Below are 17,681 nucleotides of genomic sequence, written 5' to 3'. Positions count from 1 at the left end.
AGGATAGAGGGGACACCAGCCCGCAACGCGAAAGCCTTGCGGGCTTTCTATTTGCGCCGCTTCCGGAGGCTCCCCGGGGCCAGGCTTGCGATGCGCCGGACCTTCGCCGACACTGCCTGAAGATGGTGCACGCGCCGCGGCCCGTCGCCGCATCCGGCACACATGCAGGACCCTATCCGCGGGGCAGCCGACAGCGGAAACGATTTACGGATTGACGATTTCGCCAGCAAATGAAGAAACCCTTGCCCCCGCGCACCTTGAGCGTTGCGCCCATGATGGACTGGACCGACCGGCACTGCCGCGTCTTCCATCGCCAGATCACGCGCCATACTTGGCTTTACACCGAGATGGTGACCACCGGTGCGCTGCTGCACGGCGACGTGCCGCGCCACCTCGACTTCAATGAAGAAGAACATCCCGTCGCGCTGCAGCTGGGCGGCAGCGAGCCGGCCGATCTGGCGCACGCCGCCCGCCTGGGCGAGCAGTGGGGCTATGATGAGGTCAACCTGAACTGCGGCTGCCCGTCCGAGCGCGTGCAGAAGGGCGCGTTCGGCGCCTGCCTGATGAATGAGCCGGAACTGGTGGCCGACTGCGTGAAGGCCATGCGCGACGCGGTGTCGATCGACGTGACGGTGAAGCATCGCATCGGCATCGACAGCGTCGAGTCCTATGATTTCGTTCGTGACTTCGTCGGCAAGATCGCCGACGCCGGCTGCACCACCTTCATCGTGCATGCCCGCAACGCCATCCTGAAAGGCCTGAGCCCGAAGGAAAACCGCGAAATCCCGCCGCTGAAGTACCACTATGCGTATGAGCTGAAGAAGGATTTCCCTGCGCTGGAAATCCTGATCAACGGCGGCATCAAGACGGTGGACGAGATCGACGCGCATTTGAAGCATGTCGACGGCGTCATGCTGGGCCGCGAGGCTTACCATAACCCCTATCTGATGGCCGGTTTCGACGCCCGCTATTACGCCGGCCTCGAAGGCGGCCGCCACCCCAGCCGCGAGGAAGTCGTGGCGGCGATGTTGCCTTACATGAAACGCCAGCTGGAATTGCACGGCGACAACGGCCGCGGCCTGCGCCTGAACAGCATGACCCGCCATATGCTGGGCCTGCTGACCGGCGTGCCGGGCGCGCGCGCCTTCCGCCAGGCGTTGTCGGACTCCAAGCGCCTGGCGCTGGGCGATCCGGCGCTGTTGCGCGAGGCGCTGGCGCTGAGCCAGGCGGCCCAGGCTGCCCTGCATCAATAAATCGCGCCAAAGCGCGCCACAGGCTTAGTGGGGAGCCCGGCAATCCTTTAAAATAGCTGGTTCCAAAAGGGAAAAGAAATCATATGCCACTCGCAACAACAGAAGAAATCGTCGCCGAACTCCGTGCCGGACGCATGGTGATCCTGGTCGACGAGGAAGACCGCGAAAACGAGGGTGACCTGGTGCTCGCCACCGATTTCGTCACGCCCGAAGCCATCAATTTCATGGTCACGCACGCGCGCGGCCTGGTGTGCCTGACGCTCACCGAAGAACACTGCGACCAGCTCGACCTGCCGATGATGGCCTCGCGCAACGGCACCCAGTTCGGCACCAACTTCACGGTATCCATCGAGGCCGCCGAAGGCGTGACCACCGGCATCTCCGCAGCCGACCGCGCACGCACCGTGCAGGTGGCCGCGTCGCGCAGCGCCAAGCCGTCCGACCTGGTCAACCCGGGCCATATCTTCCCGTTGCGCGCCCAGAAGGGCGGCGTGCTCATGCGCGCAGGCCACACCGAAGCCGGTTGCGACCTGACCGCGATGGCCGGCCTGACCCCGGCTTCCGTGATCTGTGAGATCCTGAAGGAAGACGGCACCATGGCGCGCCTGCCGGACCTGATGGAGTTCGCCGAGAAGCACCAGCTGAAGATCGGCACCATCGCCGACCTGATCCACTACCGCAGCCGCAACGAAAGCATCATCGAGCGCGTCGCCGAGCGCGACATGCACACCGTGCACGGCAGCTTCAAGGCCATCGCCTATCGCGACACGCCCTCCGGCGGCGCCCACCTGGCGCTGGTGCGCGGCGACATCCAGCCGGGCGAGGAAACCCTGGTGCGCGTACACCAGCCGGTGTCCATCCTGGACCTGCTGGAGTCCGAAGTCACCACCCACTCGTGGAACCTGGCGGCGGCCATGAAGGCGGTGCAGGCCGCGCCTTCCGGCGTGATCGTGCTGCTCAACTGCGAGGAGTCGGCGCAGCAGATGTTCGACCAGTTCGGCGCGCTGAACAAGGTCGGCACCGCCGCCGCCACCAAGCCCGCGCGCGCCGACCGCATGGACCTGCGCACCTACGGCATCGGCGCCCAGATCCTGAAGGATCTCGGCGTGTGCAAGATGAAGCTTCTCGCCAGCCCGCGCAAGATGCCCTCGATGGCCGGCTTCAAGCTCGAAGTCACCGGCTACCAGGCGCGCGAAGATGCATGAGCGCGCAGGCGCACCGAACAACGATCAGCAATCACGCAAGTCAACACAGATAAGGAAAAGCCATGACCATTGGAACATTTGAAGCGGATTTGAATGGCGAAAGCTTGCGCATCGGCATCGTGCAGGCGCGCTTCAACGAAGACGTCTGCCACGGCCTGCTGGCCGCGTGCCTGGCTGAACTGAAGCACCTGGGCGTCGCCGACGAGGACATCCTGCACGTGACCGTGCCGGGCGCGCTGGAAATCCCGCTGGCGCTGCAGAAAATGGCCGAGACCGAACAGTTCGACGCACTGATCGCGCTGGGCGCGGTCATTCGCGGCGAGACCTATCACTTCGAGCTGGTCTCCAACGAATCCGGCGCCGGCATCACCCGCATCGCCCTGGACTTCGGCGTGCCCATCGCCAACGCCGTGCTGACCACCGAGAACGACGAGCAGGCCGAAGCGCGCATGGCCGAGAAGGGCGCCGACGCGGCGCGCGTGGCCGTCGAGATGGCCAACCTGTCGATCGTCCTGGAAGAGCTGGGTCAGGCGACCGACGAAGAAGAGTAAGCCGGCGCCGGAGGCTGCCTGGCCGGGCATAGCGATCCGGCGGGCGGCTTGCAGCGCGCAGGCATTTCAGTAACAACCAAGTAAGATCAAGGCTACGGCCGCATTCATCATGTCGAACAAAAATCAACACGCAAACTCGAACAAGAACCGCACCCCGCGCCACCGCGCGCGCGAGTTCGCGTTGCAGGGCTTGTACCAGTGGCTGCTCAACCACGAGGACGCGGGCGCCATCGAGGCCCACATCCGCGAAGCCCATGGTTTCGACAAGGCCGATGCCGAGCACTTCGATACGCTGCTCACCGGCGCCATCCGCAATGCCGAGAAGTTGCGTGCCGACCTGGCGCCGCTGATCGACCGCCCGATCAAGGAGCTGTCGCCGGTGGAGCACGCCGCGTTGCTGATCGGCGCCTACGAACTGCAGAACCACATCGAGATTCCCTACAAGGTGGTCATCAACGAAGCGGTGGAGCTGACCAAGTCCTTCGGCGGCATCGACGGCCACAAGTACGTCAACGGCGTGCTGGACCGTTTCGCCGCCCAGGCCCGCGCCACCGAAGTCGAAGCCGGCCGCCGCTGAGCATCGCCGCCGGGCGGCCCATGCGCGGCCGTCCGTGATCATCCGCACCCCGTCTCATTTCCATCCCGGCGCAGCGTCGCCCGCATGCGCCGATCTTCCGGATCCGTCATGCAACTGAACGAACTCGCATCCCGCCTGCAGAACATCGCCCCCTTCCACGTCATGGAGCTGGCCAAGAAGGCCGCCGTGCTGGAGCAGCAGGGGCGTCACATCATCCACATGGGGATCGGCGAGCCCGATTTCACCGCGCCGCCGGCCGTGGTGGAGGCGGCCACGCGCGCCATGGCCGACGGCAAGATGCAATACACCTCGGCCACCGGCCTGCCGCAGCTGCGCCAGGCGATCTCCGACCATTACCGCAGCGTCTACGGACTCGACATCGCGCCTTCGCGCATCGTGGTCACGGCCGGCGCGTCGGCGGCATTGTTGCTCGCATGCGCGGCGCTGGTGGAAAAGGGGGCGCAAGTGCTGATGCCGGACCCCAGCTATCCGTGCAACCGCCATTTCGTGGCAGCCTTCGAAGGCCAGGCCAGGCTGATCGCCAGCGGTCCCGAGCATCGCTTCCAGCTGTCGGCGCAAATGGTGCGCGAGCACTGGTCGGCGGCCACGCGCGGCGTGCTGCTGGCCTCGCCGTCGAACCCGACCGGCACTTCCATCCTGCCCGAGGAGTTGCGCGCCATCGTCGCCGAGGTGCGCGAACGCCGCGGCTTCACCATCGTCGACGAGATCTACCAGGGCCTGTCATATGAAGGCGCGCCGTTCTCGGCGCTGTCGCTGGGCGAGGATGTGGTGGTGATCAACAGCTTCTCCAAGTACTTCAACATGACCGGCTGGCGCCTGGGCTGGCTGGTGCTGCCGCCGGCGCTGGTGCCGCAGATCGAGAAGCTGGCGCAGAACCTGTTCATCTGCGCCTCTTCGATCGCGCAGCATGCGGGCGTGGCCTGTTTCGCGCCGGAGTCGATCGCCATCTACGAAGAGCGCAAGGCCGAGTTCAAGCGCCGCCGCGACTACATCGTCCCGGCGCTGGAAAGCCTGGGCTTCACCGTGCCGGTGGTGCCGGACGGGGCCTTCTATGTATACGCGGATTGCAGCGCGCTGTCCGATGACGCCGACCAGCTCACCGTCGACATGCTCAACGAGGCCGGCGTGGTGCTGGTGCCGGGCCTGGATTTCGGCCCGTTCACGGCGCGCCGCTACATCCGCCTGTCGTATGCCACGTCGATGGAAAACCTGCAGGAGGCGGTGGCGCGCCTGAAGGTCTTCTTCGACAAGCGCAAGGCGGCCTGAGCGCCTTGTCTGACAGGGCTTGCGGCAGGAAGCCCTGAAAAGAAAAAGGAGCCCGAAGGCTCCTTTTTTGCGTTTTGAATACCGGTAATATTCAATCGCAACACGCTCATAAAGCAGCGAGTTGTTCTTCCGTCTTGGGCTTGGCGGGCGTCGCCGAGGCCACGTTGTTGCTGGCCGGCTTGGGCTGCGCGGCGCTGGCCGACACGGCCGGGGCCGCCGGCGGCAGCTTGATCATGGCGTTGGTGTAGATCGAGATGTTCTTGCCCATCGCCACCTGCTTCAGGTTCTGGTACTCGGACAGCACCTTCACGCCGTAGCCGCCGTCGTTGGCCATTTCGGCCGCGCCGACGTAGGTCTTCAGGCCCGCTTCGACTGAACCGCCGCGGGTCACGTATTCCTTCAGGATCTGCGAACCGACGCGGATATTGGCCACCGGATTCAGGGCTGCCTTGATGCCGCCCAGGTCCTGGAACTTGTCATGGTGCACCTTGGACATCACCTGCATCAGGCCTTGCGCGCCCATTGGGCTTTCCGCGAACGGATTGAAGCGCGACTCGATGGCGATCACCGACAGGATCAGCAGCGGGTCGAGCTTGATGTCGCGCGCCGTCAGGTAAGCGGCCGAGACCAGCATGTCGGCCGCGTCGCTGGCCACGCGATAGCGCTTGGCCAGCCAGTCGGTGACCAGCTTCTGCTGGCGCGGCGTGCCCAGCAGCTGGCGCTCTTCCGCGCTCAGCTGCGGGGTGGCGGCGGGCGCCACGGACGCCGCCGCAGCGGCGCCGGCGATGGCCGGCACGGTTGCCACCGGCATGGCCGGCGACATCAGCTCGGCCAGCGGCGGGGCTTCCGGTGCGTCGGCGGCCATTTCATCCGTCGAGTCCGAAAACGGCGACATGCTGATCAGCTTGTCGGCCAGGTCCGGGTTGAAGAACATCAGGCCCAGTACGAACAGGGCGGCAACGCCGAGTACCGTCAGAGCGCGGTGGGCGATGCTGAAAAATTGACCAATGCGTGCATTGCCGGACGAGATCCGGAAGGCGACGCGGCGAACCATCTGCGGGGTGCCTGCTAAAGGCGCCTCGGTAGCTTGGTTGGACATTGAACCTCCTGCGTTATTGCGGCAAAGACAGGGCTCGCCGGCCAAGAAGTGAAGACCGGAGAACTGGACTGGCGCTGCTGCAATCAATTACGTTACCGTCGCAAGGCGTTACGGCAAGGCCATCCGCGAGGCCTGCTGGCCCTGCCGACGGATGGCGGTGTTCGGGGGGTAAGGCTGACGCCTTGGATGACACTTCTTAAGTTGCTGGGCCCCCGTGGCCCTGGATACCTTGCGGCTTGTTATCTTTGTTTCAAGCCTCGATGAGCTTCTTTAAGCTCTACCCTTCGGTTAGGGTGGGCGCATTGTAGAAGCCACTTTATATCGAGTCAATACTATTGAACTTTGTCTTTATAACTTTTGTGTATCATATTGGTCGTGGCCTTCCTTCAAAAATCAATAGAATCAAGCGTTTGCCGGGGATACCTGATCCGGCTGTGATGCAAAAAGAAATTTGTTAAAAAGTATGAAATACACGGATCTGCGCGATTTTATTTCTCAGTTGCAACAAAATGGTGAGCTGAAGCGCGTATCCATTCCGGTTTCTTCGCATCTGGAGATGACCGAGATCTGCGACCGCACCCTTCGGGCGGAAGGTCCGGCGCTCCTTTTTGAGCGCGTCGACCAGAAAAATATCCCGGTTTTAGCGAATCTTTTCGGTATCCCGCGCCGCGTCGCGCTGGGCATGGGCGCCGAGGATACGGCCGAGCTGCGCCGCATCGGCCACCTCCTGGCCAAGCTCAAGGAGCCGGAACCGCCCAAGGGCTTCAAGGATGTGCTGGGCCTGGGCTCGATGGTCAAGTCGCTGTGGGACATGGCGCCCAAGGAGCGCAGTTCCGCTCCCTGCCAAGACGTGGTGTGGGAGGGCAAGGACGTCGACCTGTCGCGCCTGCCGATCCAGCATTGCTGGCCGGGCGACGTCGCGCCTCTTATTACATGGGGCCTGGTGATCACCAAGGGACCCAACAAGAAGCGCCAGAACCTGGGCATCTATCGCCAGCAGGTGCTGGGGCCGAACAAGGTCATCATGCGCTGGCTCGCGCATCGCGGCGGCGCGCTGGATTTCCGCGAGCACTGCATCGCCAATCCTGGCAAGCCTTATCCGGTGGCCGTCGCCCTCGGCGCCGATCCCGCTACTATATTAGGAGCGGTGACGCCGGTGCCTGACAGCCTGTCCGAATACCAGTTCGCCGGCCTGCTGCGCGGCAGCCGCACCGAGCTGGTCAAGGCCATGGGCAGCGAGCTGCGCGTGCCGGCCTCGGCCGAGATCGTGCTGGAAGGGCATATCTATCCCGACGAAAATCATCCGTCCGGCTACGAGCATGCGCTGGAAGGTCCGTACGGCGACCATACCGGTTACTACAATGAGCAGGACTGGTTCCCGGTCTTCACCATCGACCGCATCACCATGCGGCGCGACCCGATCTATCACTCGACCTACACCGGCAAGCCGCCCGACGAGCCGGCCGTGCTGGGCGTGGCGCTGAACGAAGTGTTCGTGCCGCTGCTGCAGAAGCAGTTCTCCGAGATCACCGATTTCTACCTGCCGCCCGAAGGTTGCAGTTACCGCATGGCGGTGGTGCAGATGAGGAAGTCCTATGCCGGCCATGCCAAGCGCGTGATGTTCGGGGTGTGGAGTTTCCTGCGCCAGTTCATGTACACCAAGTTCATCGTGGTGGTGGATGAGGATGTCGACATCCGCGACTGGAAGGAAGTGATCTGGGCCATCACGACCCGCGTCGATCCGGTGCGCGACACGGTCATGGTGGACAACACGCCGATCGACTATCTCGACTTCGCTTCGCCCATCAGCGGGCTGGGCAGCAAGATGGGGATCGACGCCACCAACAAGTGGCCGGGCGAAACCAGCCGCGAGTGGGGCACGCCGATTGCGATGAGCGACGAGGTCAAGCGCCGCGTTGACGACATCTGGTCCCAATTGGGCATCTGATGCGTTGAGGCGATGGACAAAAAAAAGCCGCGCAAATTGTGTAAACAATTGCGCGGCTTTTTCATTGCGGCGGGCGCCGGCGTGAATTCTCTGGCCGGGGCAGCGTGAAATGCGGTACAATTTGCGCCGGCGGGCCCCTGCGCATTGTGGCATGGTCAACCTGGTCAGGTCGGGAACGAAGCAGCCACAGCCATTTCCCGCAAGTGCCGCAGACAAGGCTCGCCTCTCTCTTTTTCTTCCCTGAAGTTTTCCCTTCCTCAGGCAGCGTCATCGCCGGTCGCGCGTTGCAGCGACAGGCTCACCACCAGCATGTCCACCACCAGCAGGAACAGCGTGCGCGAGAGCATCGGCATCTGCGTGGCCGTGTCTTCGTCGTGTTCCACCGCCAGCGCGTGATGCGCGCGCCTGGCCAGCTGTGACTGCGCCGGCGCCAGCGCGATGACGGTCGCGCCCGATTCCAGCGCCAGCTCCATTGCGCGCGACAGGTGCCCCAGCTTTCCCGAATCCGAAATGAACACGGCGGCGTCGCCCGCCTTCAGGCGCGATGCCGAGACTTCCTGCAACTGCGGGTCGACGTAGGCGGCGCAGGCCAGGCCCAGGCTGAACAGCTTTTGTTGCGCGTCCTCGGCCACCGTGCCGCAGCTGCCGAAGCCGTAGAGCTCGACGCGCGCGGCCCGGTTCAACTCGTCGACCACGCGCGTGAGCGTGTCGGCGTTGATTGTGTCGCGCAGCTCGAGGATGGCGGCAATCGTGTTGTCGGCCACCTTGGCCGCCACGTCCAGCGGCGCATCGTCTTCCTGCACCGTGCTGTGGGCGACCGGCAGGTTGCCCGTCACGCCCGAGGCCAGCTTGAGCTTGAAGTCGGCCAGTCCTTCGCAACCCATGCTGCGGCAAAAGCGGATCACGGTGGGCTGGCTGACCTTGGCGCGGCGCGCGATGGCCGAGATCGGTTCGCCCGCGACCACGCGCGGATGCGCCAGCACCAGCGCCGCCACGCGCTCTTCGGCCGGCGAGAAATCGGCTTGCATCCTGCGGATGCGTTCGAGGATGGGGACGCCGCCGGCGCCGAGCTTTTCATCGAGGATGGCCGACACGCCGATGAAGGCGGGGTAGTCGGCGGTGATGACGTAGGTCGGGATCTTCCGGGTCAGTACCGACATGCGTCCCTTGTTCTCGAAGCGAGCGCGAAACGGCGAGCGTCCGAAGTAGTCGCCCAGGTGCGGCACCACGCCGCCGCCGATATAGATGCCGCCCAGCGCGCCCAGCGTCAGCGCCAGGTCGGCGGCCACGGTGCCCAGCATGCTGCAGAACAGGTCGACCGTTTCCTTGCAGATGGCGTCGCCCTGCTGCAGGCCGCGCTCCACGATCTGCGCGGCCTTGAGTTCTTCGGCGGGATGGCCGTCGATGGCCAGCAGTGCGCGGTGGATCATCTCCAGCCCAGGGCCCGAGACCAGGCGCTCGGCCGACAGGTGCTCATGGCTTTGCCAGCCGTATTGCAGCACCGCGGCCTCGCGCGGGTTGGCCGGCGCGAAGGCGACGTGTCCGCCTTCGCTGGCCAGCGGCAGCCAGCGACCGCCGCCGCGCACCAGCCCGCCCACGCCCAGGCCGGTGCCGGCGCCCACCAGGCCGATCGGCTGTTCCGCTTCGGGTTGTCCGCCGCCGATCTGCCACAGGTCGGCCGGTTTCAGCTGCGGCACCGCCATCGACAGCGCGGTGAAATCGTTGACCACCAGCAAGGTGTCGAAGCCCAGCAGCTGGCGCGCGGCCTCGATGGAAAACGCCCAGTCGTGGTTGGTCATCTTGATCTGGTCGCCCTGCACCGGATTGGCGATGTCGACTACCGCGTGCCGCACCGGCGGATTGCCCGCCAGTCGCAGGTAAGCCTGTACGGCGTCGGTGAATTCCTTGTACTCGGCGGCGGGCAGGGTCTTGATCTGCTCGATGCGGCCGGGGCCCGGCTCCAGCGCGAAGCGCGCGTTGGTGCCGCCGATGTCGGCCAAAAGGCGCGGTCCGTCCGCGTGGTCGGCGCCGCCGGTGTGGATGGTGCTGCTGTTCTGGTCGCCGGTCTGCATTCCTGTTGTCCTTTTTGTCCTTTGCGCTGCCTGCCGGATTGCGTGGCGTGCAGGCATGTTGTAGTCAGGGATGGGCGGGCTGATGAAGCTTCCCTACATGCTATGAGGGAAGAGGGCGTGCCAGGTTCCGATGACTGGCGCCATGGATGAGCTTGCATCCTCTTCCCGTATGAAAAAGCCGGATTGCCTTGACGGCAACCCGGCCCGGGGCCTGCGCGCGCGTCGGCTTATTCGCCGGCCAGGTGCGCCGACAGCGCCTCGCGCATCTGGGCGATCACGTCGCTCCAGTCGCCCTGCACGCTCTGGCGGAAGATCGTGAAGTTCTGGTACCAGGGTGTGTCGGTGCGCTCCAGCTGCCAGCGCCAGCAGGTATTGAAGCGGTTGAGCAGCCAGACCGGCTTGCCGATGGCGCCGGCCAGATGGCACACCGAGGTATCCACCGAAATCACCAGGTCGAGGTTGGCGATCAGGCCGGCGGTCTCGGAGAAGTCGCGCAGTTCGGCGGAGTAATCTGTGACGTAGGCCGCCAGCGGATGGCGACGCAATTGGGCCGCCGCGTTGTCGCCGACCTGCAGCGAGTAGAACTCGACGCCGCCCTGGTCGCGCGCCAGCTCGACGATGGGCGCCAGCGTCTCGAAGGGCATGGAGCGCAGCGAATCGATGCGATTGGCCGCCGCGTTGTTGGCGCGCGGATTGCCCGACCACACCAGGCCCACGCGCAGCGCGCGGTTTTGCGGCATGCGGCGATACCATTCGCCCCATTTCTTCGGCTCGGCGGCGAGATAGGGCGCGCGCGGGATGTCCTCGTCGCCGGTCACGCCGCACGCCAGCGGCAGGCTCATCAGCGGGCAATGCAGGTCGAACTGGGGACGCGGATAGTCGCTGCTGGTGATGACCTGGCTCACGCCGGGCAGGTTGGCCATCAGGTTCTTCAGCGAGGGCTGCACCTCAAGGATCACGCGCGCGCCCTGAGCTGCCAGCAGCGGCACGAAACGGGCGAACTGCAGCGTGTCGCCGAAACCCTGTTCGGAATGCAGCAGGATGGTCTTGCCCTGCAGCGATTCCTTGCCCAGCCACAAGGGCTGCGGCAGTCGGCGCACGAAATCGCGCATCTGCTCGGTCGCCCAGCGCCATTCGTATTTCTGCCAGCCGGTCTCGAAATCGCCCAGCAGCAGGCGGGTCAGGCTTTCGTTCCAGTGCGGCGAGGCGGCATCGGGATCGATCTGCTGCGCGCGCTGGTAGCTGGCGATGGCTTCGTCGAAGCGCTGCAGGTCTTCCAGCGTCGAGCCGCGGTTGAACCAGAGTTCGGAAGATGCGTCGTCCAGCAGGCTGGCGCGGTCGTAGCTCTCCAGGGCGTCTTCGGAGCGCTTCATCAGGAACAGCACATAGCCGCGGTTGGTCAGCGCCTGTGCGAAGTCGGGCTCGATCTCCAGGGCATGGTCGTAAGCCTCGAGCGCCTGTTCGGGCTGCTCCAGGTCCTTGAGCGTGTTGCCCAGGTTGAACCAGGCCTCGGCGAAGTCAGGACGCAGCTCGACCGCCTTGCGGTAGCTGTCCCGCGCTTCGGCGTATTGCTTCAGGTCGTGCTTGACGTTGCCGCGCTGGAACCAGGCGTTGGCATTGTCGGCGTCGATGGCCAGCGCGCGCTGGAAGCTGTCCAGCGCCGCCTGGGTGCGGCCGGTCTGGCGCTGGCTGTTGCCGCGCTGGAGCAGGGCTTCGGCGAAATCGGGCTTGAGCGCGATGGCGCGGTCCAGGCTGCGGATGGCTTCTTCATGACGCCCGAGCTTTTGCAGGGCGGTGGCGTGATCGAAATAGGTATCGATGTGGCCGGGATTGAGTTCGATCGCCTTCCCCAGCTGCTGCGCCGCCGTCTGCCAGTCCTCCTGGTGCAGCTTGAGCATGCCGTACAGGTAATTGGTCTCGAAATGCTCGGGCGACTTGGCCAGCGCCTTCTTGTACAGTTCTTCTGCGGGCGCCATCTGGCCCTTCTGATGCAGCGCCAGGGCCTGTTGCAACAGGATGGTGGCGGCATTTGCTTGCTGACGCATGGGTAGGAAAGTCTTGTTCTGCTGGGTTGGGAAAAAGCGATCCGTCCGGAATCTGCGGCGGGCCGCGCTTTGTCATGCCGCAAGTGTCCCAAATTCGCGCTGTTTTATCCAGCGGATTACAGGCGGAATTGCCGCCTATATCTTCGCCCCGCCCCATGCTGCGCTTCGCGCCGCGGCTCCGTCGCCGGGCCCAGCATCGGCCGAACCGGGCCGGCCAAGCGGGAGTGCGGCTTTTCTTTTAAACTTGCCGCCTGCACATGCGAAGTGGGGCGCGCGTCGCCCGCCGCAGTGCCGCAAGCCATCAACGCCATAACCGGCCGGCCAACCGGCTTTCATCCACTACGGAGTCTTCCCGATGAGTTTCGCCATCCCCGCGCCAGCCCAGACCACCATTCCCGTGGTCGGCGGCAATCCTTTCCCGGTGCGCCGCATCTATTGCGTCGGCCGCAACTACGCCGCCCACGCCCGCGAGATGGGCCACGATCCCGACCGCGAACCGCCGTTCTTCTTCACCAAGCCGGCCGACGCCATCGTCCCGACCGACTCCGTGGTGCCGTATCCGGCGGCCACGGCCGACTATCACCACGAGATCGAGATGGTGGTGGCGCTCAGCGGCGGCGGCCGCGATATTCCGGTGGAAAAGGCGCTGGAGCTGGTGTACGGCTATGCCGTCGGCCTTGACATGACCCGTCGCGACATCCAGGCCCAGGCCAAGAAGATGGGCCGCCCCTGGGACATGGCCAAGGGCTTCGACCAGTCCGCGCCGTGCGCGCCCATCGTGCCGGTGGCCCAGGCCGGCCATCCGGCCAAGGGCCCGGTGTGGCTCAAGGTCAACGGCGAACTGCGCCAGGAAGGCGACCTGTCGGACCTGATCTGGAGCGTGGCCGAGACCATTTCCTACCTGTCGGGCCTGGTCGAGCTGTTCCCGGGCGACCTGATCTTCACCGGCACTCCGGAAGGCGTGGGCGCCGTGGTCAAGGGCGACCGGCTGCAAGGCCATGTGGAAGGCTTGCCGGACATCAACATCACCATCGGCTGATAGCGGCGTGGCGGGCGCCGCATCCCGGTCGGGACGGTGCCTGCGGCCGATATCAAAAAGACAGCGTTGGCGCCCGGATCCGTGCCATTTTGGCGGCATTTCCCGCGCCCGGCATGGCCCGGACACCAAACTGTCATGAAGGCCGCTGCGATGCGGCGTATAATAGCTGGCTTCCGGGCAATCGCTTCAGCCGGCCCGGTCAGCAATTCCTTGCATCATCCGAAGCGGGCGGTCGGGCAGATCGGTCGCTCCTTGCGTAATACTTCAACACTGAAAGCAACTGAACCCGTGCGCATGCACCCCATGCACCGGAGCCGCCTGGCGGCTGCCGCGGCGCTGTCGCACCGTTCGCAATAAACCATGTCCGACACCACGTCCGCGTCCGCAGCACCGGCTGCACCCGCCGTCCGTTTTGAAGATTTCGGCCTCTCGCCCGACATCCTCAAGGCGCTGGCCGAGCAAGGCTACGTCCATCCCACCCCGATCCAGGCCCAGGCGATTCCCGTGGTCCTGCAGGGGCGCGATGTCATGGGCGCCGCCCAGACCGGCACCGGCAAGACCGCCGGTTTCTCGTTGCCGATCATCCAGCGCCTGCTGGCCCACGCCAGCCACAGCGCTTCGCCCGCGCGGCACCCGGTGCGCGCGCTGATCCTGACGCCCACCCGAGAACTGGCCGACCAGGTCGCCGACAACGTCAAGGCATACTCGCGCTTCACGCCGCTGCGCGCCACGGTGGTCTTCGGCGGCGTCGACATGGCGCCGCAGACCGCGGCGCTGCGCGCCGGCGTCGAGATCGTGATCGCCACCCCGGGCCGCCTGCTGGACCACGTGCAGCAAAAGACCGTGAACCTGGGCCAGACCCAGATCTTGGTGATGGACGAGGCCGACCGCATGCTCGACATGGGCTTCCTGCCGGACCTGCAGCGCATCATCAACCTGCTGCCCAAGCAGCGCCAGAACCTGATGTTCTCGGCCACCTTCTCGCCCGAGATCAAGAAGCTGGCCGCCAGCTTCCAGAACAACCCGGTCACCATCGAAGTGGCGCGCAGCAACGCCACCGCCGAGACCGTGACCCAGGCCATCTACAAGGTCGACGAGTCGGCCAAGGCCGACGCCGTCGCCTACATCATCCGCCAGCGCCAGCTGAAGCAGGTGATCGTCTTCTCCAACACCAAGATCGGCGCCTCGCGCCTGGCGCGCACGCTGCTTGCCGAAGGCATCAACGCCTCCGCCATCCACGGCGACAAGACCCAGGGCGAACGCATGGCCGCGCTGGAAGCCTTCAAGCAAGGCCAGATCGAAGTGCTGGTCGCCACCGACGTCGCAGCGCGCGGCCTGGACATCGCCGAGCTGCCCTGCGTGATCAACTACGACCTGCCGTACAACGCCGAAGACTACGTGCACCGCATCGGCCGCACCGGCCGCGCCGGCGCCTCCGGCGACGCCATCTCGCTGTTCTGCGACAAGGACGAGCGCCTGCTGACCGACATCGAAAAGCTGATCAAGAAGAAATTCGAGCGCGCCGCGCTGGACGGCTTCGCCCCCCGCGTTCGCCATGAGCGCGCGGAGCGTTCCGAACGTGGTGAGCGGGGTGACCGCACCGAGCGCAGCGACCGTGGCGGTGAACGTGGAGAGCGCAGCGAACGCAGCAGCCGCAGCCGTGACGGCAGCGCGCCGTCGCCGCGTCGCGACAAGGTCGATCCCTGGTTCCTCAAGCCCTACGAGCCGACCTCCGGCGAAGTGGTGTCGACCAAGCCGGAGCTGGCCAAGTCCAACCGCGCCAAGCCCAAGGTGGCGGCGCTGCTGGGCGGCATGCCCAAGCGTTGAGCCTTCCGCACCCGCAATAAAAAAGCCCGCATCCAGCGGGCTTTTTTATTGGGGCATCGCTGCGTCTCATCCGGCGCCGAAGCGCGCATCCCAGGCCGCCAGCGACAGCGTCCAGAAGGCCTCGCGGTCGCGCGCCGCGCCGGCGTCGATGCCGAGGAAGTGGGCGGCGCGGCGCAGCTCTTCCAACGGTTGTGAAAGATCGAGCGCCTGCGCGCCGTTCTGCTTGGAGAATTTCTCTCCCGCCGCGTTGGTCAGCAGCGGCACATGCAGGTAGCGCGGCGTCGCATAGCCCAGCTGACGCTGCAGGTAGATCTGGCGCGCGGTCGAGTCCAGCAGGTCGGCGCCGCGCACGATGTCGGTCACGCCCTGGTCGGCGTCGTCCACCACCACCGCCAACTGGTAGGCCCAGAAACCGTCGGCGCGCTGCAGGACGAAGTCGCCCGCTTCCGCGGCCAGGTGTTGCGATTGCGGTCCCAGCCAGCGGTCGTCGAAGCGCACCAGTTCGCCTTCGCTGCCGGCGTCGGGCACCTGCATTCGCAAGGTGCGCGCCACCTTGCCCGGCGCCAGGCCGTGGCGGCAGGTGCCGGGATAGATGGCTGCGCCGTCGCTGGCGGTGCCCACGCGCGAGTCGGCGATTTCCTTGCGGCTGCAGCCGCAGGGGTAGGCCAGCGCGCCCAGCCGGTCGCGCGCGGCCTGGTAGCGATGCTTGCGCTGGCTTTGCACCAGCACCGGGCCGTCGGAGCGCATGTCCAGCGCCGCCAGCGCGGCGACGATGGCGTCGGCCGCGCCCGGCACGGTGCGGGTTTCGTCGATGTCTTCGATGCGCAGCAGCCAGCGTCCGCCGTGCACGCGCGCATCCAGGTAGCTGGCCAGGGCCGCGACCAGCGACCCCGCGTGCAGGGGGCCGGAGGGCGAGGGCGCGAAACGGCCGATGTAGTCCGCCGCCATGCTCATGCCTGCAGGTTCGCCGCGACCGGGCCGATCAGCGAGTGCCGCACTTGCGGCTGGCTCAGGTGATGGATGAACCATTTCAGCGACTTGCCCTGTTCTGCCTTGGGCCAGGCCACCATGAAGTTGTCGTTGGGTTTGGAGGCCAGCGTCTGCTTTTCGACCAGCGCGCCGCTGGCGAGATAGGGCTCGGCCCAGATGCGCGGCAGGTGGCCGCAGCCCAGCCCGGCCAGTTGCGCTTCCAGTTTGTCGGCCACGGTGGCCACCGTCAGGGTCTCCTGGCCCGACAGCAGGCCCATGGTCAGCGTGGGCAGCGACTGGCTGTTGTCGCCCACGGCCACCGCCCGGTGCGAGCGCACCAGTTCGGCCGACAGCGGCTCGGGCGCATCGGCCAGCGGATGGTGGGGCGCCACGGCGAACACCCAGTCCACCGTGCCCAGCTCCTGCATCTGGAAGCGCCCGCTGGTGCGTACCACCTCCGGGCCGTCCAGCGTCACGCCGATGACCAGGTTGGCGCGGCCCTCGATCAGCTTTTCCCAGGCGCCGGTCAGCACCCCGGGCGTGAAGCGCAGGCGGGTGCCGGACTGTTCGCGGTCGAAGGCTTCGATGATGGGCAGGATCTTGCCGAAGGGAATCAGGCTGTTGAGCACGATGTGCAGTTCGGTCTCGCGCCCGGTGGCGGTGCGTTTGACGCGCTGCTCCAGGTCGCTGGCCGCCAGCAGCAGGTGGCGGCCCTCCTGCAGCAGCTGCTGCCCGGCCGGGGTCAGCTGGGCGCGGTGGCCGCGGCGGTCGAACAGCAGGACATCGAGGTCGTCTTCCAGTTTGCGCACGCTGTAGGTCAGCGCCGAGGGGACGCGGTCCAGCGCCACGGCGGCGGCGGCAAAGCTGCCTTTGCGGTCGATCATGTCGAGGATCAGCAGCGATTCCAGGGTCAGGTTCAAGTCGGCTCCGGCTTGTTTAAATTTTTTGAATGAACCCTACGGATTTTAGGCCTTATATCGGAAAAAGATAGTGCCTATAGTGACGACATCGACAAACAATTTGTACGAATCACTTCCGAGTCGTACGTCACTTGAAGAAAGAGGTGTTGACATGATGCAACTGCGCAAAGCGAACGATCGTGGCCACGCCAACCATGGTTGGCTGGATTCGTACCACAGCTTCTCCTTCGCCGACTACTATGATCCGAAGCACATGGGCTTTGGCCCGCTGCGGGTGATCAACGAAGACCGCGTGGCCGCCGGCCAGGGTTTCGGCACCCACGGCCATCGCGACATGGAGATCATTTCCTACGTGCTGGAAGGCGAACTGGCCCACAAGGACAGCATGGGCAACGGCAGCGTGATCCGCCCGGGTGACGTGCAGCGCATGAGCGCCGGCACCGGCGTGCGCCACTCCGAGTACAACCACTCGCAGGACGGCACCACGCACTTCCTGCAGATCTGGATCATGCCGGATCGCGCCGGCGCCGAGCCGGGTTACCAGGAGGCCCACTTCTCGGCCGCCGACAAGGATGGCCGGCTGCGCCTGGTGGCCTCCCGCGACGGCCGCGACGGTTCGGTCAGCATGAACCAGGACGCCCAGCTCTACGCGGGCCTGTTCGACGGCGAGCAAAGCGCCAGCTACACGCTGCCGGAAGGTCGCCTGGGCTATGTGCACGTGGCCCGCGGTTCGGTCAGCGTCAACGGCCAGGCGCTGCAAGCCGGCGACGCGCTGCAGCTGGCCGCGATCGACAAGGTCGAGATCAGCGGCGGCGACAAGGCCGAGGTCCTGCTGTTCGACCTGCCGCACTGAGCCGTATCGTTTATTGAAATCCGCAGCACCCGCCGG

General features: G+C 65.5%; 14 protein-coding genes and 1 other RNA gene. 10 read left to right on the top strand and 5 right to left on the bottom strand.

The genetic code is table 11. The annotated features are described in order from the left end of the window. The first annotated feature begins 230 nt into the window (after positions 1 to 230). The 5 genes from dusA to CEJ42_RS13370 all read left to right on the top strand — a co-directional run bounded on the left by dusA (position 231) and on the right by CEJ42_RS13370 (position 4,873). On the top strand, positions 231 to 1,253 hold the full coding sequence (dusA, locus tag CEJ42_RS13390; protein ID WP_079218569.1) for a tRNA dihydrouridine(20/20a) synthase DusA: 1,023 nt from the start codon (positions 231 to 233) through the stop codon (positions 1,251 to 1,253). A gap of 83 nt (positions 1,254 to 1,336) precedes the next feature. Continuing rightward, positions 1,337 to 2,458: a bifunctional 3,4-dihydroxy-2-butanone-4-phosphate synthase/GTP cyclohydrolase II gene (gene ribBA, locus CEJ42_RS13385; RefSeq protein WP_088751395.1), complete on the top strand. Its 1,122-nt coding sequence runs from the start codon at positions 1,337 to 1,339 to the stop codon at positions 2,456 to 2,458. Between the two features lie 62 nt (positions 2,459 to 2,520). After that, on the top strand, positions 2,521 to 3,009 hold the full coding sequence (ribH, locus tag CEJ42_RS13380) for a 6,7-dimethyl-8-ribityllumazine synthase (protein WP_079218571.1): 489 nt from the start codon (positions 2,521 to 2,523) through the stop codon (positions 3,007 to 3,009). Positions 3,010 to 3,118: 109 nt separating this feature from the next. After that, positions 3,119 to 3,586 carry a transcription antitermination factor NusB gene (gene nusB / locus CEJ42_RS13375; RefSeq protein ID WP_079218572.1) on the top strand — a complete coding sequence of 156 codons (468 nt, stop codon included), beginning with the start codon at positions 3,119 to 3,121 and terminating at the stop codon, positions 3,584 to 3,586. Positions 3,587 to 3,694: 108 nt separating this feature from the next. Next, positions 3,695 to 4,873 (top strand): pyridoxal phosphate-dependent aminotransferase, encoded by a 1,179-nt coding sequence (locus tag CEJ42_RS13370; RefSeq protein WP_079218573.1) that lies wholly within the window; start codon positions 3,695 to 3,697, stop codon positions 4,871 to 4,873. A 106-nt stretch (positions 4,874 to 4,979) separates the two neighbouring features. Here the strand turns inward: CEJ42_RS13370 and CEJ42_RS13365 are convergent, their stop codons facing one another. Next, positions 4,980 to 5,972, bottom strand: a complete 993-nt coding sequence (locus CEJ42_RS13365) for a lytic transglycosylase domain-containing protein (protein WP_079218574.1) — start codon at positions 5,970 to 5,972, stop codon at positions 4,980 to 4,982. A gap of 463 nt (positions 5,973 to 6,435) precedes the next feature. On the opposite strand from CEJ42_RS13365, the gene ubiD reads away from it, so the two are divergent. Both ubiD and ffs read left to right on the top strand, forming a co-directional pair. Further along, entirely contained in the window at positions 6,436 to 7,920 is a 1,485-nt protein-coding gene (ubiD, locus tag CEJ42_RS13360; RefSeq protein WP_088751394.1) for a 4-hydroxy-3-polyprenylbenzoate decarboxylase, read from the top strand. A gap of 128 nt (positions 7,921 to 8,048) precedes the next feature. Continuing rightward, positions 8,049 to 8,147, top strand: an RNA gene (gene ffs, locus CEJ42_RS13355) — signal recognition particle sRNA small type. A 30-nt stretch (positions 8,148 to 8,177) separates the two neighbouring features. Here the strand turns inward: ffs and CEJ42_RS13350 are convergent. Together CEJ42_RS13350 and CEJ42_RS13345 are read right to left on the bottom strand one after the other, a co-directional pair. Continuing rightward, positions 8,178 to 9,992, bottom strand: coding sequence for a glucokinase (locus CEJ42_RS13350; RefSeq protein ID WP_088751393.1), 1,815 nt, complete (start codon positions 9,990 to 9,992; stop codon positions 8,178 to 8,180). Between the two features lie 227 nt (positions 9,993 to 10,219). Then, a complete protein-coding gene (locus CEJ42_RS13345) occupies positions 10,220 to 12,037 on the bottom strand; it encodes a tetratricopeptide repeat protein (RefSeq protein ID WP_088751392.1) in 1,818 nt (605 codons plus the stop codon). A gap of 355 nt (positions 12,038 to 12,392) precedes the next feature. On the opposite strand from CEJ42_RS13345, the gene CEJ42_RS13340 reads away from it, so the two are divergent. Together CEJ42_RS13340 and CEJ42_RS13335 are read left to right on the top strand one after the other, a co-directional pair. Next, positions 12,393 to 13,076 carry a fumarylacetoacetate hydrolase family protein gene (locus CEJ42_RS13340; protein WP_088751391.1) on the top strand — a complete coding sequence of 228 codons (684 nt, stop codon included), beginning with the start codon at positions 12,393 to 12,395 and terminating at the stop codon, positions 13,074 to 13,076. A gap of 360 nt (positions 13,077 to 13,436) precedes the next feature. Next, positions 13,437 to 14,903, top strand: coding sequence for a DEAD/DEAH box helicase (locus CEJ42_RS13335; RefSeq protein ID WP_088751390.1), 1,467 nt, complete (start codon positions 13,437 to 13,439; stop codon positions 14,901 to 14,903). A 66-nt stretch (positions 14,904 to 14,969) separates the two neighbouring features. On the opposite strand, the gene gluQRS is transcribed toward CEJ42_RS13335, so the two are convergent. Both gluQRS and CEJ42_RS13325 read right to left on the bottom strand, forming a co-directional pair. After that, positions 14,970 to 15,851: a tRNA glutamyl-Q(34) synthetase GluQRS gene (gene gluQRS, locus CEJ42_RS13330; protein ID WP_420840766.1), complete on the bottom strand. Its 882-nt coding sequence runs from the start codon at positions 15,849 to 15,851 to the stop codon at positions 14,970 to 14,972. Between the two features lie 2 nt (positions 15,852 to 15,853). Next, positions 15,854 to 16,792, bottom strand: a complete 939-nt coding sequence (locus tag CEJ42_RS13325; protein WP_088751388.1) for a LysR family transcriptional regulator — start codon at positions 16,790 to 16,792, stop codon at positions 15,854 to 15,856. A 151-nt stretch (positions 16,793 to 16,943) separates the two neighbouring features. Between CEJ42_RS13325 and CEJ42_RS13320 the strand changes: the two genes are divergently transcribed. Beyond that, positions 16,944 to 17,645, top strand: a complete 702-nt coding sequence (locus tag CEJ42_RS13320; RefSeq protein WP_079218582.1) for a pirin family protein — start codon at positions 16,944 to 16,946, stop codon at positions 17,643 to 17,645. Positions 17,646 to 17,681 lie beyond the last annotated feature (36 nt).

Origin of the sequence: Herbaspirillum robiniae, from assembly GCF_002213415.1 — a bacterium.
GTDB lineage: Bacteria > Pseudomonadota > Gammaproteobacteria > Burkholderiales > Burkholderiaceae_D > Herbaspirillum > Herbaspirillum robiniae.
This window is presented reverse-complemented; position numbering and strand designations above follow the sequence as displayed.

Bases quoted from the DNA above. Each gene is read 5' to 3' on its own strand.
- dusA (WP_079218569.1), top strand. From the start codon at position 231: ATGAAGAAACCCTTGCCCCCGCGCACCTTGAGCGTTGCGCCCATGATG.
- ribBA (WP_088751395.1), top strand. From the start codon at position 1,337: ATGCCACTCGCAACAACAGAAGAAATCGTCGCCGAACTCCGTGCCGGA.
- ribH (WP_079218571.1), top strand. From the start codon at position 2,521: ATGACCATTGGAACATTTGAAGCGGATTTGAATGGCGAAAGCTTGCGC.
- nusB (WP_079218572.1), top strand. From the start codon at position 3,119: ATGTCGAACAAAAATCAACACGCAAACTCGAACAAGAACCGCACCCCG.
- CEJ42_RS13370 (WP_079218573.1), top strand. From the start codon at position 3,695: ATGCAACTGAACGAACTCGCATCCCGCCTGCAGAACATCGCCCCCTTC.
- CEJ42_RS13365 (WP_079218574.1), bottom strand. From the start codon at position 5,972: ATGTCCAACCAAGCTACCGAGGCGCCTTTAGCAGGCACCCCGCAGATG.
- ubiD (WP_088751394.1), top strand. From the start codon at position 6,436: ATGAAATACACGGATCTGCGCGATTTTATTTCTCAGTTGCAACAAAAT.
- CEJ42_RS13350 (WP_088751393.1), bottom strand. From the start codon at position 9,992: ATGCAGACCGGCGACCAGAACAGCAGCACCATCCACACCGGCGGCGCC.
- CEJ42_RS13345 (WP_088751392.1), bottom strand. From the start codon at position 12,037: ATGCGTCAGCAAGCAAATGCCGCCACCATCCTGTTGCAACAGGCCCTG.
- CEJ42_RS13340 (WP_088751391.1), top strand. From the start codon at position 12,393: ATGAGTTTCGCCATCCCCGCGCCAGCCCAGACCACCATTCCCGTGGTC.
- CEJ42_RS13335 (WP_088751390.1), top strand. From the start codon at position 13,437: ATGTCCGACACCACGTCCGCGTCCGCAGCACCGGCTGCACCCGCCGTC.
- gluQRS (WP_420840766.1), bottom strand. From the start codon at position 15,851: ATGGCGGCGGACTACATCGGCCGTTTCGCGCCCTCGCCCTCCGGCCCC.
- CEJ42_RS13320 (WP_079218582.1), top strand. From the start codon at position 16,944: ATGATGCAACTGCGCAAAGCGAACGATCGTGGCCACGCCAACCATGGT.